The 13664-nt window shown below is 70.7% G+C and carries 15 protein-coding genes and 2 tRNA genes; 11 read left to right on the top strand and 6 right to left on the bottom strand.

The features are described 5' to 3' along the window. Positions 1-30 precede the first annotated feature (30 nt). The 6 genes from Sp245p_RS18890 to Sp245p_RS18865 all read left to right on the top strand — a co-directional run bounded on the left by Sp245p_RS18890 (position 31) and on the right by Sp245p_RS18865 (position 6619). The gene (locus tag Sp245p_RS18890) at positions 31-330 is read left to right on the top strand and encodes a XapX domain-containing protein (RefSeq protein WP_014197757.1); all 300 of its coding nucleotides are present in this window, start codon (positions 31-33) and stop codon (positions 328-330) included. Continuing rightward, positions 327-2297, top strand: coding sequence for an amidohydrolase (locus Sp245p_RS18885; protein WP_109138758.1), 1971 nt, complete (start codon positions 327-329; stop codon positions 2295-2297). Before Sp245p_RS18890 ends, Sp245p_RS18885 begins: the two co-directional genes overlap by 4 nt. Before the next feature lie 14 nt (positions 2298-2311). Beyond that, a complete protein-coding gene (locus Sp245p_RS18880) occupies positions 2312-2767 on the top strand; it encodes a DoxX family protein (RefSeq protein ID WP_014197754.1) in 456 nt (151 codons plus the stop codon). Then, positions 2764-4416: an MFS transporter gene (locus Sp245p_RS18875; RefSeq protein WP_109138757.1), complete on the top strand. Its 1653-nt coding sequence runs from the start codon at positions 2764-2766 to the stop codon at positions 4414-4416. The genes Sp245p_RS18880 and Sp245p_RS18875 overlap by 4 nt, the downstream gene beginning before the upstream one ends. Further along, positions 4413-5816, top strand: a complete 1404-nt coding sequence (locus tag Sp245p_RS18870; protein ID WP_014197752.1) for an alginate export family protein — start codon at positions 4413-4415, stop codon at positions 5814-5816. The genes Sp245p_RS18875 and Sp245p_RS18870 overlap by 4 nt, the downstream gene beginning before the upstream one ends. 197 nt (positions 5817-6013) lie before the next feature. Beyond that, complete coding sequence (locus Sp245p_RS18865) at positions 6014-6619, top strand: hypothetical protein (RefSeq protein WP_014197750.1); 606 nt, start codon at positions 6014-6016, stop codon at positions 6617-6619. Between the two features lie 32 nt (positions 6620-6651). On the opposite strand, the gene Sp245p_RS18860 is transcribed toward Sp245p_RS18865, so the two are convergent. Further along, positions 6652-6728: transfer RNA gene (locus Sp245p_RS18860), tRNA-Asp, on the bottom strand. A gap of 4 nt (positions 6729-6732) precedes the next feature. Further along, positions 6733-6808: transfer RNA gene (locus tag Sp245p_RS18855), tRNA-Asn, on the bottom strand. A gap of 213 nt (positions 6809-7021) precedes the next feature. On the opposite strand from Sp245p_RS18855, the gene Sp245p_RS18850 reads away from it, so the two are divergent. Next, positions 7022-7600 (top strand): hypothetical protein, encoded by a 579-nt coding sequence (locus Sp245p_RS18850; protein ID WP_014197749.1) that lies wholly within the window; start codon positions 7022-7024, stop codon positions 7598-7600. A gap of 22 nt (positions 7601-7622) precedes the next feature. Here Sp245p_RS18850 and Sp245p_RS18845 read toward each other — a convergent pair whose 3' ends face one another. After that, positions 7623-7829, bottom strand: coding sequence for a hypothetical protein (locus tag Sp245p_RS18845; protein ID WP_014197748.1), 207 nt, complete (start codon positions 7827-7829; stop codon positions 7623-7625). A 117-nt stretch (positions 7830-7946) separates the two neighbouring features. Next, a complete protein-coding gene (locus Sp245p_RS18840) occupies positions 7947-8945 on the bottom strand; it encodes an MBL fold metallo-hydrolase (protein WP_014197747.1) in 999 nt (332 codons plus the stop codon). Between the two features lie 246 nt (positions 8946-9191). Here Sp245p_RS18840 and Sp245p_RS35000 point away from each other — a divergent pair, with 246 nt between their 5' ends. After that, the gene (locus Sp245p_RS35000; RefSeq protein WP_014197745.1) at positions 9192-9329 is read left to right on the top strand and encodes a hypothetical protein; all 138 of its coding nucleotides are present in this window, start codon (positions 9192-9194) and stop codon (positions 9327-9329) included. Between the two features lie 89 nt (positions 9330-9418). Here Sp245p_RS35000 and Sp245p_RS18835 read toward each other — a convergent pair whose 3' ends face one another. Further along, on the bottom strand, positions 9419-10060 hold the full coding sequence (locus Sp245p_RS18835; RefSeq protein WP_014197744.1) for a glutathione S-transferase family protein: 642 nt from the start codon (positions 10058-10060) through the stop codon (positions 9419-9421). Next, complete coding sequence (locus Sp245p_RS18830) at positions 10057-10995, bottom strand: LysR family transcriptional regulator (RefSeq protein ID WP_014197743.1); 939 nt, start codon at positions 10993-10995, stop codon at positions 10057-10059. The genes Sp245p_RS18835 and Sp245p_RS18830 overlap by 4 nt, the downstream gene beginning before the upstream one ends. A 138-nt stretch (positions 10996-11133) precedes the next feature. Here Sp245p_RS18830 and Sp245p_RS18825 point away from each other — a divergent pair, with 138 nt between their 5' ends. The 3 genes from Sp245p_RS18825 to Sp245p_RS18810 all read left to right on the top strand — a co-directional run bounded on the left by Sp245p_RS18825 (position 11134) and on the right by Sp245p_RS18810 (position 13571). Next, complete coding sequence (locus Sp245p_RS18825; RefSeq protein ID WP_014197742.1) at positions 11134-12306, top strand: mandelate racemase/muconate lactonizing enzyme family protein; 1173 nt, start codon at positions 11134-11136, stop codon at positions 12304-12306. A gap of 252 nt (positions 12307-12558) precedes the next feature. Then, a complete protein-coding gene (locus Sp245p_RS34995) occupies positions 12559-12732 on the top strand; it encodes a hypothetical protein (protein ID WP_155903579.1) in 174 nt (57 codons plus the stop codon). A 254-nt stretch (positions 12733-12986) separates the two neighbouring features. Continuing rightward, a complete protein-coding gene (locus tag Sp245p_RS18810) occupies positions 12987-13571 on the top strand; it encodes a carbonic anhydrase (RefSeq protein WP_014197740.1) in 585 nt (194 codons plus the stop codon). Positions 13572-13664 lie beyond the last annotated feature (93 nt).

Here is a 13664-nt window from a genome sequence, read left to right as displayed (position 1 = left end):
CCGCCCATTCGGACGAAGAACAGGCACGCCATGATGCCTTACCTGCTTTCCCTCGGCGCCGGCATCCTGGTCGGCGTCCTCTACGCGTTGCTCGGTGTCCGCTCCCCGGCGCCGCCCACCATCGCCCTGATCGGCCTGCTCGGCATGCTGGTCGGCGAGCAGGCGGTGCCGGTGGTCAAGCGGCTGATCGCCGGGCAGCCGGTCCTCGCCTTCATCCAGAACGATTGCGCGCGCCACATCCTGGGGCCGCAGGCCGGCAGCGCCACCGCTCCCGATGCCACGACCCCGCCGGCACCCGCCGTGGACGCGCCCCCGCGGGGCCGGGCATGACCGGCCGCACCGGAAACGGTCGCCCCGGTGTTGGCCGCCGCGGCGCCATCGCCGGAAGCGCCGCCGCCACTCTGCTCGCCTCGCCCCTGCTCACCCGCCTTGGGAATGCCGCCATGCCGTCTTCCGACCTTCTGATCGTCAACGCCCGGATCACGACGCTCGACCGCGCCAACCCGCAGGCCGACGCCGTGGCGATCCGCGACGGGCGCTTCCTCGCTGTGGGGCGGGAGGCCGAGGTGCGCACCGCAGCATCTCCCGACGCCGCGGTGATCGACGCCAAGGGACGCCGCCTGATCCCCGGCCTGATCGACAGCCACATCCACGTCATCCGCGGCGGCCTGAACTACAACATGGAGCTGCGCTGGGACGGCGTGCCGACGCTGGCCGACGCCATGGCGATGCTGCGCGCCCAGGTGGCCCGCACGCCGGCCCCGCAATGGGTGCGCGTCGTCGGCGGCTTCACCGAGCACCAGTTCGCCGAGAAGCGCCTGCCGACGCTGGAGGAACTGAACGCCGCCGCCCCCGACACGCCGGTCTTCATCCTGCACCTCTACGACCGCGCGCTTCTGAACGCCGCTGCGCTGCGGGCGGTGGGATACGGCAAGGACACGCCCAACCCACCGGGCGGCGAGATCCAGCGCGACGCCGCGGGCAACCCGACCGGCCTGCTGCTCGCCCTGCCCAACGCGATGATCCTGTACTCCACCCTCGCCAAGGGGCCGAAGCTGCCAGAGGAGTATCAGGTCAACTCCACCCGCCATTTCATGCGGGAGCTGAACAGTCTGGGCGTCACCAGCGTGATCGACGCCGGCGGCGGCTTCCAGAACTATCCCGACGATTACGCGATCATCGAGAAGCTGCACGCCGACGGCGAGATGACCCTGCGCATCGCCTACAACCTGTTCACCCAGAAGCCGAAGGAGGAGTTGCAGGACTTCGCCACCTGGTCCGACAAGGTCAAGCCGGGCGACGGCGACGACCGCTACCGCCTGAACGGGGCGGGGGAGATGCTGGTCTATTCGGCGGCCGACTTCGAGGACTTCCGCGTCGCCCGGCCCGAGATGCCGCCCAACATGGAGACGGACCTGGAGCCGGTGGTTCGCCTGCTGGCCGAGCGGCGCTGGCCGTGGCGGCTGCACGCCACCTACGACGAGACCATCGGCCGGGCGCTCGACGTCTTCGAGAAGGTCAACCGCGACATCCCGTTGCAGGGGCTGAACTGGTTCTTCGACCACGCCGAAACGATCAGCGAGCGCAACATCGACCGCATCGCCGCGCTCGGCGGCGGCATCGCCGTGCAGCACCGCATGGCCTATCAGGGCGAGTATTTCGTGGAGCGCTACGGCGCCAAGGCCGCCGAGGCCACGCCGCCCATCGCGAAGATGATGGCCGCCGGGGTGCCGGTGGGCGCCGGGACGGACGCCACCCGTGTCGCCAGCTACAACCCCTGGGTCTCGCTGTCCTGGCTGGTCACCGGTAAGACGGTGGGCGGGCTGTCGCTCTACCCGATGGCCAACCGCCTGGACCGCGAGACGGCGCTGCGCTTGTGGACGGAGGCCAACACCTGGTTCTCCAACGAGCAGGGCAAGAAGGGCCGGATCGAGGCCGGGCAACTCGCCGACGCGGCGCTGCTCAGCGACGACTACATGGCGGTTCCGGAGGACCGCATCCCCCACATCCGCTCGGTCCTGACCCTGCTGGGCGGCGCCGTGGTGCATGGCGAGGGCGATTACGACACGCTCGCCCCGCCGCTGCCCAAGCCGATGCCCGACTGGTCGCCGGTCGCCACGGTCGGCGGCTATCACCGCGACCCCAGGACGGTGCAGCGGCAGGCGGCGGAGTGCGGCTGCCACTCCGGCTGCGCGGTGCACGGCCACGACCACGCGGCGGCGCTGGGCGCCGACGTGCCCTCGTCCGACGCGCGCAGCTTCTGGGGCGTGTTCGGCTGCGGCTGCTGGGCGGTTTGAGGGGGAGCGCAACGATGGCCGACACCCTCTCCACGCGGAAGGACGCTGCCGCCGCGCCGGTCGCCGCCCTGCTCGACTGGCCGGGGACCGCCTGGCTCGCCCGCCTCGCGCTGGCGGCGCCCTTCCTGGTCAGCGGACTGGTCAAGCTGACGGACTTCAACGGCGCGGTGGCCGAGGCGGCGGGGCTGGGGCTCGGCCTGCCGGTCCTCGTCGCGGTGGCGGTGATCGTCACCCAGCTCGGCGGGTCGGCGCTGTTTCTGACACGGCGCTGGTGCTGGCTCGGCGCCGGGATCCTCGCCGGCTTCACGGTGGTCGCCACGCTGCTCGCCCACGCCTTCTGGACCTATGAGGGGCTGGACCGCGCGCGGCAGACCGCGACCTTCCTGGAGCATCTCGCCATCGTCGGCGGCTTCGCGGCGGCGGCGGTGCTGACCCACCGCAACGCCCATCGCCGGGGAGGGCGCGCATGACCGCCGAGGCCGTCCCAACCCCCGACGCACAGCCGCCCGGACATAAGCCCGCCGCATCCAAGCCGGCCGGGGCCTTCGCGCCGCTGAGCAACCGGCTGTTCGCCGTGCTGTGGGTGGCGGCCGTGCTGGGCAACGTCGGCACCTTCATGCGCGACGTGGCGAGCGCGTGGCTGGTTCTCGACCTGTCGGGATCGCCGTCCACCGTCGCGCTGATCCAGGCGGCGGGCTCGCTGCCCATCTTCCTGCTGGCGATCCCGGCGGGGGTGCTGTCGGACATCATGGACCGGCGGCGGATGCTGATCGTCATCCAGTGCCTGCTCGCCTGCGTCAGCGCCGCGCTGATGATCCAGGCGTGGCTGGGCGTCGCCAGCGTCGCCTCCATCGCCGGGCTGACCTTTCTCGGCGGGGTCGGGGCGGCGCTGATGGCGCCGGTCTGGCAGTCCATCGTGCCGGAGCTGGTGCCGCGCGGCGAGCTGAAGGGCGCGGTGGCGCTGAACAGCCTTGGAATCAATATCGCCCGCGCCATCGGCCCGGCGGCGGGCGGCGCGATCCTGGCCGCCGCCGGGGCCGCCGCCACCTACGCGGTGGACGTCTCCTCCTACATCATCGTCATCGCCGCCCTGCTGTGGTGGCGGCGCACCCCCGACGCCCGCGACGATCTGTCGGAGCAGTTCGGCGGCGCCCTGCGCGCCGGGTTGCGCTACGCCCGCGCCAGCAAGGAATTGCACCGCGTCTTCCTGCGCGCCGGCCTGTTCTTCGCCTGCGCCAGCGCCCTGTGGGCCCTGCTGCCCATCGTCGCCGGGCCGATGCTGGGCGGCGGGCCGGGCTTCTATGGCCTGCTGCTCGGCGCCGTGGGGGCGGGGGCCATCGGCGGGGCGACCGTCCTGCCGCGCCTGCGCGAGCGTCTGGGCGCGGACGGCCTGATGCTGGCTGCCGCGCTGGTCACCGCCGTGGTCATGGGCATCCTGGCCCTGGCCCCGCCGCGCTGGCTGGCCCTGCCGGTCCTGCTGGGCGCCGGTGCGGCCTGGATCGCCGTGCTGACGACGCTGAGCGCCACCACCCAGGCCATCCTGCCCAACTGGGTGCGCGGGCGTGGGCTGGCGCTGTACCTGACCGTGTTCAACGGCGCCCTGACGGCGGGCAGCCTCGGCTGGGGCGCTCTGGCCGATGCGATCGGCGTGCCGGCCACCCTGTGGGTCAGCGCCGCCGGGCTGCTGGCCGTGGCAGTGCTGTCCCGCGCGGTGCCGCTGCCGGAGGGCGAGGCCGACCTCACCCCGTCCAACCACTGGCCGGAGCCGCTGACCGCCGAGCCGGTGCGCAACGACCGCGGCCCGGTGCTGATCACCATCGAGTACCGGGTGGCCGCGGCCGACCAGCACGACTTTCACGCAGCCCTCCGCCGCCTGTCGGAGGCGCGGCGGCGGGACGGCGCCTACGCCTGGGGCGTCAGCCAGGATTCCGGCGATCCGGAACGGGTGCTGGAGTGGTTCTTCGTGGAATCCTGGGCGGAGCACCAGCGCCAGCACCGCCGGGTATCGCACGCCGACGCGGATGTGCAGAAGGAGGCGCTGGCCTTCCACCGCGGCGACGGGCCGCCGCGGGTGTCGCATTTCCTGGCGCTGGAGCACGGCGCGGGAAAGGCGTCGTGAGGCGGTGGCGCGGGGCGCTGGTCGCGGCTCTGCTGCTCCAGTCCGCCCCGGCCCCTGCGGAGACCCCTGCGAAGACGCCGCCCCCGCCCCTGACCAACAGCCGCTACGACGAGGACTACCGCTACCTCCTCGACCCCGCGGCGGGCAGCGGCGCCTTCTGGGAGCGGTTCAAGGCGATCCCGCTCACCCCCGGCGGCACGGTCTCCCTGTCCACCGGGCTGGAGGCGCGGCTGCGCGGCGAGGCCGTGCGCAACAGCGGCTGGGGGCAGGATGAGCCGAGGAACGACGCCTACGGCCTGTGGCGCCTGCTGCCCTACGCCGATCTGCGCGCCGGCTCGGCCCTGCGCGTCTTCGGCCAACTGATCATGGCCGGCTCGGCGGGCAAGCTCGGGCCGGAGGGGGCGCCGGACGTCGATCGCACCGACCTGCTGCAGGGCTTCGCCGACCTCTCCGTCCCGCTGGGGGACGCGCAGGGCACGCTGCGGGCGGGGCGCCAGATGCTCGCCTACGGGTCGGAACGGTTGATTAGTCTGCGCTACGGCGCCAACGTCCCGCGGGCCTTCGACGCGGTGACGGGCATCGTGCAATCCGGCCCCTGGCGGGTGGACGGCTTCCTCGGCCGCCCGGTCCGCGCGGCGCCCGACCTGTTCGACGACCGGCGCGACGGCGGGCGCTCCGCCTGGGGACTGTACGCCACGCACGGCGCGGGGTCGGGCTGGGGTACGGGGCTGGACGCCTACTACATCGGCTACGGTAACAGGGCGGCGTCCTTCGAGGGCGGGCAGGGGCGGGAGGAGCGGCACACGCTGGGCACCCGCCTGTTCGGAAAGGCCGACGGCTGGGATTGGAACTGGGAGGCCATGCTCCAGACGGGCCAGATCGATGGGGAGACGATTGCTGCATGGTCGGTGGCCAGCGACACCGGCCACCGTTGGGAGAGCGTCCCGCTGCGCCCGCGGCTCGGGCTGAAGGCGAACATCGCCAGCGGCGACCGCGATCCCGGCGACGGGCGGCTGGGCACCTTCAACCCCCTCTTCCCCCGCGCGAAGTATTTCGGGGAGCTGACTCCGGTCGGGCCGCTGAACCTGATGAACCTGCATCCCTCCGTGGATCTGGCGCTGTCGGACGAGTTCAGCCTGTCCGCCTCGGCCATCGCCTACTGGCGGATGAGCCTGGAGGACGGTGTCTACGACCTGTCCGGGAACCTGCTCCGCTCCGGCGCCGGGTCGCGGTCCCGCTACATCGGCACGCAGGGGGAGCTTGTGCTGTCCTACGCCGCCGGGCGCACGGTCGAGGGGCTGCTGTCCTACTCGCTGTTCCAGCCCGGCTCCTTCCTTCAGGACACCGGCCCCGCGAAGACGATCCACTTCGTCGGGATGGAGGCGGTGTTCAAATTCTGATCCGTCCGGGTGAACCGCTCCCATCCATCGGACGGGTCGAAGGGGCGAAGTTACGGTAAGTTGCACCCGCAAACAGGGTCGGCCAGGGTCGGAATATGGAACATCCGCGCGACCGTGCCGTTCCTGCGCCCGAACCGGACCAAAGCGAACCGGACATACGCCCGGAAGCCGGTCCCAGAAGAGGTGGAGGCGATCCCATGAAGCACCAAACCCGTGCCGTCCTGGCGGTGTTCCTGAGCGGCGCGGTCCTGGCGGGCTGCGCGCCGGCGTCCGAAACCGCGCCGCCGTCCGCCGCCATGGCCCCGGCGAGCGCCGAGCCGACGCCGCGGCTGTCCATGGTCGAGAACGTCCGCTCCACCGCCAAGGTCCGCGGCATCGACAAGGCGGCGCGGACGGTGATCCTGCAATTCCCGGATGGGCGGGAAGAGGCGGTGACCGCCGGAAGCGAAGTGCGGAACTTCAACCGCATCAAGGTCGGCGACACCGTGCAGATCGAGTACGCCCGCCTGACCAACATCGTCACCCAGCCGCCGGGCGGCGGGCCGGGCGCCATTCAGCGGAGCAGCACGGACCGCGCCGCGGTCGGCGAGATGCCGCGCGCGTCGGCGATCACCACCACCCAGGTGACGGAGGTGGTCGAGGCCATCGACCTCAACCGGCGGATGGTCACGCTGCGCGGGCCGCAGGGGCGTACGCGCACGGTTGCGGTCCCGCCGGAGGTGCAAGGGCTGGAAACGGTGAAGCCCGGCGACGAGGTGGTGATCAGCCGGACGGAGGCCGCCACAGTCACCGTGATGCGATGAGGGGAGAGGAAAAAGCCACCGATGAGGGAAGGTGGCGCGAGTGACGGGACTTGAACCCGCGGCCTCCGGCGTGACAGGCCGGCGCTCTAACCAACTGAGCTACACCCGCAGTATGGCTCCGGATGCTGGACTCGAACCAGCGACACGCGGATTAACAGTCCGCTGCTCTACCGACTGAGCTAATCCGGAACGGAGGCCGGCTTATAAGCCTCTTTCCGGGGGCTGGCAAGGGGAAAACGCCCCACCGGCGGGATTTTCCGCGCCACGCCTGCGGCGGCGATGCAGGGCCGTGACAATGGGGCGGAAATGTGGCGAAGGCCTCGCGCGCCGGTTGACAGCGGGCGCGGCTTTCGCTTCCTTCCGGCCCCGGTTCCCGTCACCTGCCGCTGGTCCCCGTTCCCCATGTCCAAGGTCGTTCCCTTCGCCCAGGCGCGCGAAGCCCTCCTCGCCCGCCTCACCGAACAGCTTCCCCCCTCCACCGAGTGGGCCGGGCGCCTGATGCTGATGCCGGACGGCAACCGGGTCGAACCGATGCCCGCGACGGACGCGGTGGAGGTGCTGCGCGCCTTCCGCGCCGGTCTGGGCGAGGCCATCGGCGCCGCCCCCTGCTCGGTCGGCGGCATGTGGGTGTCGCGGGAGGACTGCCTGGACTGGGACGGGCTGCTGGCCCCGCTGGCGGTGGCCGCCGGCTATGTGGTGGCCGGGGCGACCGGCGGCGCCGGCCTGTCGGTGGAGCTGTTCCGCTGCAAGAGCGCGCTGGTCGGCTGGGGCGTGCGCGGCCTGCGCGGCGAACCGGCGGTGGCCCGGTCCGCCGGCTACGCCGTGGTGATGGTCAGCCGCCGCCCGGACGACCAGGAGATCGTCCTGGACCGCGTGATGGACACCTTCGGCTTCGTGATGCGCAGCCAGGGCGAGCCGGTGGTGGACACCGGCGACCTGAACGCCCGGCTGGCCCGCCGGGCCTGCCCGCTGCGGCGATGATCGGGCGATAACCGGGGGACGGTCAGCGGTTCGGCGCGTTGGCCTGGACGATGCGGGCGACGGTCTGCAGACGCTGCACGTCGCGCACTTCCAAAACGATGCCCAGGTTCAGCGCGGCGAGCGTGTCGGCCAGGGATCGCATGCTGTCCCGCACCCGCTCCAGCGCGTCGGGGCCGTGGTCCGATTCGTTGCCGAGGGAACTGACGAAGGCACTGATTTCCAACTGCATTTACGCCCGGCTCCGCCTGTGTGGTGGGTGCTGTCCCTCAAGGCGTTACTCCGATCCGCGCGGTCCCGTCCATGACGCTTGCGCCATAGGCCGCAGGGTGAATCCTCCCCTTCGCCATTAGGCCGAAGGGCGGCGGAAGCGCAGGGGTTCGCCGAAGCCGGGGATGGCGAAATGATTGGAATCAACCGCCTGCTCGGCCAGGGCGTGGTGCAGCGCCCGGAGGGGGGCGTCGATGCCCTCGGCGGTCAGTTGGAAGGTGCCGAAATGCATGGCGACGCTGTGTCGCGCCCCCAGGTCGCGGTGCGCCCGCACGGCGTCGGCCGGATTCATGTGCTGGGCGGCCATGAACCAGCGCGGCTCGTAGGCCCCGATCGGCAGCAGGGCGACGTCGATGGCGCCGAACCGCCGTCCGATCTCCCGGAAATGCGGGCAGTAGCCGCTGTCGCCCGCGAAATAGACGGCGGCCTCCGGCGTCTCCACCACGAAACCGCCCCACAGGGTCTTGCGCCGGTCGAAGGGGGTGCGGGCGGACCAGTGTTGTGCCGGGACGAAGGTGATCCGGGTGCCGTGCGGGCCGGGCAGGCTGTCCCACCAATCCAGCTCATGCACCGCGTCGAAGCCGGCCCGGCGCATCATCGGGCCGTTGCCCAGCCCCGTCATCACCTGCGGCACGCCGCGCCGCCGCGCCAGATGGCGCAGCGTCGGAGCGTCCAGATGGTCGTAGTGGTTGTGGCTGAGCAGCACCGCGTCGATGGCCGGCAAATCCTCCATGCGCACCGCGGGCGGGCGCACCCGCTTCGGCCCCAGCCGCCCGAAGGGGCCGGCATGGTCGGAATAGACGGGGTCGGTCAGGAAGGCCGCCCCGCCGATCTGGATCAGGAAGGTCGCCTGCCCGATGAAGGTGACCGCGACCTCGCCCCGCGCCGGGGTGATGGGGCGGAAAGGGCGGGGCGGCTCCGGGTCCGGCGGGGTCCAGCGCGGGCCGCGCGCCTTGTAGAGCCGCCACAGCTCGCGCGGGCTCTTGTCCGTGTCGGCGTGGGGGTTGAAGAAACGGCGCCCATCCCAGTGGTCGGACGGGACGGCGGGAAAGCGGGGCTGGCTGTCGTCGCGCGGCATGACACCAGAAGTGGGGTGGTGCGGCGGCCTTGGCTAGGCCGCCGCCTGCCGCGATGCGGCAAGAATTTCGCGTCCGTTCAGCAAACAGTTTCCGAGGCGGAATGTATGATGATTAAAGCATTGAAAGCGTTGCGTTTTTTGGGGTCTGCCCTGCAAGAAGCGCGCGTGTGGTATTGGGTATACCAGAGCATATTGGTCTCAACGAACAACGCCCCCGATAACGCCTCCCAACGATTGGAGACCATCATGAACAGCTCGACCTACACCCACATCGGCAGCGACCGCGCCCCGTCCTCCGCTCTCCAGGCCGTCCGCGAGTTCCTCGCCGCCTGGCTGCGCGCGACCCCGGCCTACATCGTGTATCGCGCCATCAACGAGCGTTGATCTGCGAGCCTTAAGGCACGAGTGCTGATTGTTGAACGGGGGCGGCCCAGCGGTCGCCCCCGTGCTGTATGACCTCGGTGTTTCCCGGTTCAGGACGCCGGCGTGAAGTTGCGGCGCCAGACCGGTTCCAGGCTCGGCAGGGCCAGCACCCGCTCCGCTACGCCGGACAGCTTCGGGCAGTGTTCCGTGAACCAGGCGCGGCGGGGGCGCCAGTGCACCATCGCCCCGACATAGAGGTCGAGCGCGCTGAAGTGCTCCCCCAGCACCCACGGGCCGTCGCCCAGTTGCGATTCCAGCCAGAGCCACAGCGTCTTGCGCTGCTCCACCATCGCCGCGCCGAGCGTCTCCGGCGCCTCCGTCACCCAGCGCTCCGGGTAGTCGCCGTAGGTGAAGGTCGGGTAGACGTTCGCCACCAGCCAGACCAGCAGCCGCAGGAAGGTCGCGCGCTCCGCTGCGTCCGGCGGCGGGGCCAGTCCGGTGTCCGGGTGCCGTTCGGCCAGCAGCAGGGCGATGGCCGCGCTTTCCGTCATCACCGTTCCATCCGGCAGGACCAGGGTGGGGACCTGCCCCAGCGGGTTCAGCGCCAGCAACCGCTGCCGCGCCTCGCCCTGCGCGTCGAAGCCCGCGACGTCCTCGAAGACGAAAGGGACGCCGCACTGGACCAGCATGGCTTCCGTCAGGACGGACCCCCAGCCGGGGGCCCCATAGAGCCTGTAGTCCGCTCCGCTCATTCCCGATCCCTCCCGTCTTGGGGTGCCTGTTCCGCCGCCAAAGCCCAGAAGGCTTCCGCCGCCGGGCTCTGGCGCGCGCGGGGGCGGTAGAGCCGCACCTCCACCGGGATTCCCCAACCCGTCCCGCCAGCCCGCACCAACCGTCCCTGCGCCAGATCCTCGCCGATCAGGCTGTCCGGCAGCCACGCCACGCCGCGCCCGTCGCGGGCCAGCGTGCGCAGCACCGCGGCGAGGTGCGAGGTGAAGACGGTATCGAGCGCCAGCGGAGCCGGAAAGCCGCCGCGCGCCGCCGTGACGATGCGTCCCATGCCCGATTCCGGGCTGTAGGCGAGATGGGGCAGGGCGGCCCCGCCACCGGACACAGCCGCACCCGACAACGGGTGCCGCGGCGCGCCGGCCTCGTCCGGTGCGCAGACCGGCACCAGACGATCGCTCCCCACCGCGGCCGAGCGGAAGGCTCCGGCCTCCAACCGGGAGGGGGCCGCCGCATGGGCGTGGCACAGCAGGAACTGCGCCTGCCCCTGCGTCATCACCTGCTCGCAGGCCTGCATGCTGTCGGACAGCAGATGGATGGCACCCAGCCGCGCCTGCCCCTCCAGACGGCTCAGCCAAGTCGGAAAGAAGGTCAGCGACAGCGCGTGGGTCGCCGCGAAGCGCAGCGCCGTGGCCGCCGCGCCGCCGGCCAGCCGCGCCTCCTCCCGCCCTTGCAGGAGGCGGCGCACCGTCTCGTCGGCGAAGGGGCGGAAGCGGCGCCCGGCCTCGGTCAGCCCGACCGGCTGGGTGCTGCGGTCGAACAGCGGCGTGCCGGTCCAGTCCTCCAACGCGCGGATGCGGCGGCTGAAGGCCGGCTGGGTCAGGTTGCGCCGCTGCGCCGCGCGGGAGAAGTTGCCGCACTCCGCCAGGGCGAGGAAGTCTTCAAGCCAGTTCAGTTCCATCGCTGTTCCGCCAGACAATATTCCGTCAGCCCATGCCGGATGCGCATCACGCGATTTGAAACTGGCATTGGCACGGCGGTCCCGTCCATCCCTATCCTGCCACCCGGGGCATCGGAAAAGCCAAAGGGAAGCAGCGCCATGCGCATCGTGGAGATCCGGGAAAAGACCGTCGGCATCAAGTCCGACATCGCCAACGCCTACATCGACTTCAGCCAGATGACCTGCTCCACCGTGGCGGTCATCACCGACGTGGTGCGCGACGGCAAGCCGGTGATCGGCTACGGCTTCAACTCCAACGGACGCTACGGCGCCGGCGGCCTGATGCGGGAGCGCTTCATCCCCCGCCTGACCTCGGCCGCCCCCGACAGCCTGATCGACGAGGCGAACGGCAACCTCGACCCATTCAAGATCTGGGCGCGGCTGATGACCAACGAGAAGCCGGGCGGCCATGGCGAACGCTCGGTCGCGATGGGCACCATCGACATGGCGGTGTGGGACGCCGTGGCGAAGATCGCCGGAAAGCCGCTCTACCGCCTGCTCGCCGACCGCTACCGCGGCGGCGTGGCCGACGAGTCGGTCTGGGTCTACGCCGCGGGCGGCTACTACTACCCCGGCAAGGGGGTGGAGGCGCTCCAGAACGAGATGCGCAGCTACCGCGACCGCGGCTACAACGTCGTGAAGATGAAGATCGGCGCCACCTCGCTGGAGGACGACCTGCGCCGCATCGAGGCGGTGCTGGAGGTGGTCGGCGACGGCCGGAACCTCTGCGTGGACGCCAACGGCCGCTTCGACCTGAAGACCGCCATCGCCTACGCCGAGGCGCTGAAGCCCTACAACCTCTTCTGGTACGAGGAGGCCGGCGACCCGCTCGACTACGCGCTCCAGGCCGAGCTGGCGAACCACTATGACCGCCCCATGGCGACCGGCGAGAACCTGTTCAGCCACCAGGATGCCCGCAACCTGATCCGCCACGGCGGCATGCGCCCGGACCGCGACTGGCTGCAGTTCGACTGCGCGCTCAGCTACGGCCTCGTCGAGTACATGCGCACGCTGGACATGCTGGCGGAGAACGGCTGGTCGAGCCGGCGCGTCGTGCCGCACGGCGGCCACCAGATGTCGCTGAACATCGCCGCCGGCCTGCATCTGGGCGGCAACGAGTCCTACCCGGACGTGTTCAAGCCCTTCTGCGGCTTCGCCGACAGCATCGCGGTCGAGGACGGGCGGGTCCGCCTGCCGGCGCTGCCGGGCATCGGCTTCGAGGACAAGGCGGAGCTGTTCCGCACCATGCGGGAGGCGCTGGAGACGGCGTGATCGGACTTGCCACACCCTCTCCCGTCCCGGGAGAGGGAAGGGGCCCGCGCGAAGCGTGGGAAGGGTGAGGGTGCAGGCGAGGATCGGTGCCTTGATTCTCGTGAGACCCTCACCCGCCCGCTTTGGCGGGCACCCTCTCCCGGGGCGGGAGAGGGACACGCACCCTGTACGGGCGGTATAAGGCGTTGACTCGCGTCGGATCGTCCTCACATGCTGTTGCGGTGTTCAACAGATTTGAAAGGAGGTGATCCAATGTCTCATGGAGCCAAGCCGGTAGCCGTTCTGTTCGGTCTCGCCGCCCTCCTGACGGCGGGGGTCGCCAGCGCGGATTGCTCCTCCAGCCACAGCGCCAGCGCCGGCACGCAAAAGCCGGCCAGCGACACGGTCGCCACCGGCGACCGGGCTTCGGGCAGCACCCGCGGCTGATACCAGCAACGCAACACCGGCAGCACCATGCCGAACGGGCCGTTTCCCACCTGGGAAGCGGCCCGTTTCTTTTTGGCGCCCGGTGGACGGGCCGAAGGTTCTCGTTCCAATTTGTCCAGATAGTCCTGTCATCATGCTGTGCCCTTCTGGTCCATGAAAGATTTGTTCACGAATAATGCTGTCTCGGAAGCGGTGCTGTACTGCGGTCTCCATGGGCGTTCGGCCCCACGAAACCTCAACGACGTGGAGACCTCATGCAGTACCAACAAAGCTCCGGACTTGACTTCGGCTCGACCTGTTGCGGTGGCCTTCGGCACGACTCGCGCCGGACCTTTCTGAAGATCGCCACGCTGGGCGCCGGGGCTGCGCTGATGGCGCCCCTGACCTCCGGCGTTGCCCGCGCCGCGCCGCCCGGCGGCGAGGTGGACGCTCTTCTGCTCTCCTGCATGGATTACCGGCTGATCGACGACATCGGCCGCTACATGGATGGGCGCGGGCTGACCAACCGCTACGACCATGTGATCCTGGCCGGCGCGTCGCTGGGCGCCCTGACCGACCGGAAGAAGGCGTGGGGCGAGGCCTTCTGGGACCATGTGGCGGTCGCCAGGCAACTGCACCAAATCAAGCGCGTGATGGTCATGGACCACCGCGACTGCGGCGCCTACCGCGTCTTCCTGGGGACAGATCTGGCGGCGGACCGGGAAAAGGAAACCGCCGCCCACGCTGAGCAACTCCGCGCGCTGGGCGCCGCGATCAAGGCGCGGCATCCCGGTCTGGAGGTGGAACTGCTGTTGATGGCGCTCGACGGCCGCGTCGAGTCCATCGCCGAATCCGCCTGAGGACGGGCGGAAAATCCCTCGGCGCCGGGGCATCGGGTGCCCGTTCCTCCGGCGCCTTTATAATTCGTATGCGAAATAGTCGGTTGAGCGCGG

Source organism: Azospirillum baldaniorum, from assembly GCF_003119195.2.
In the GTDB taxonomy this organism is placed as follows: Bacteria; Pseudomonadota; Alphaproteobacteria; order Azospirillales; family Azospirillaceae; genus Azospirillum; species Azospirillum baldaniorum.
This window is presented reverse-complemented; position numbering and strand designations above follow the sequence as displayed.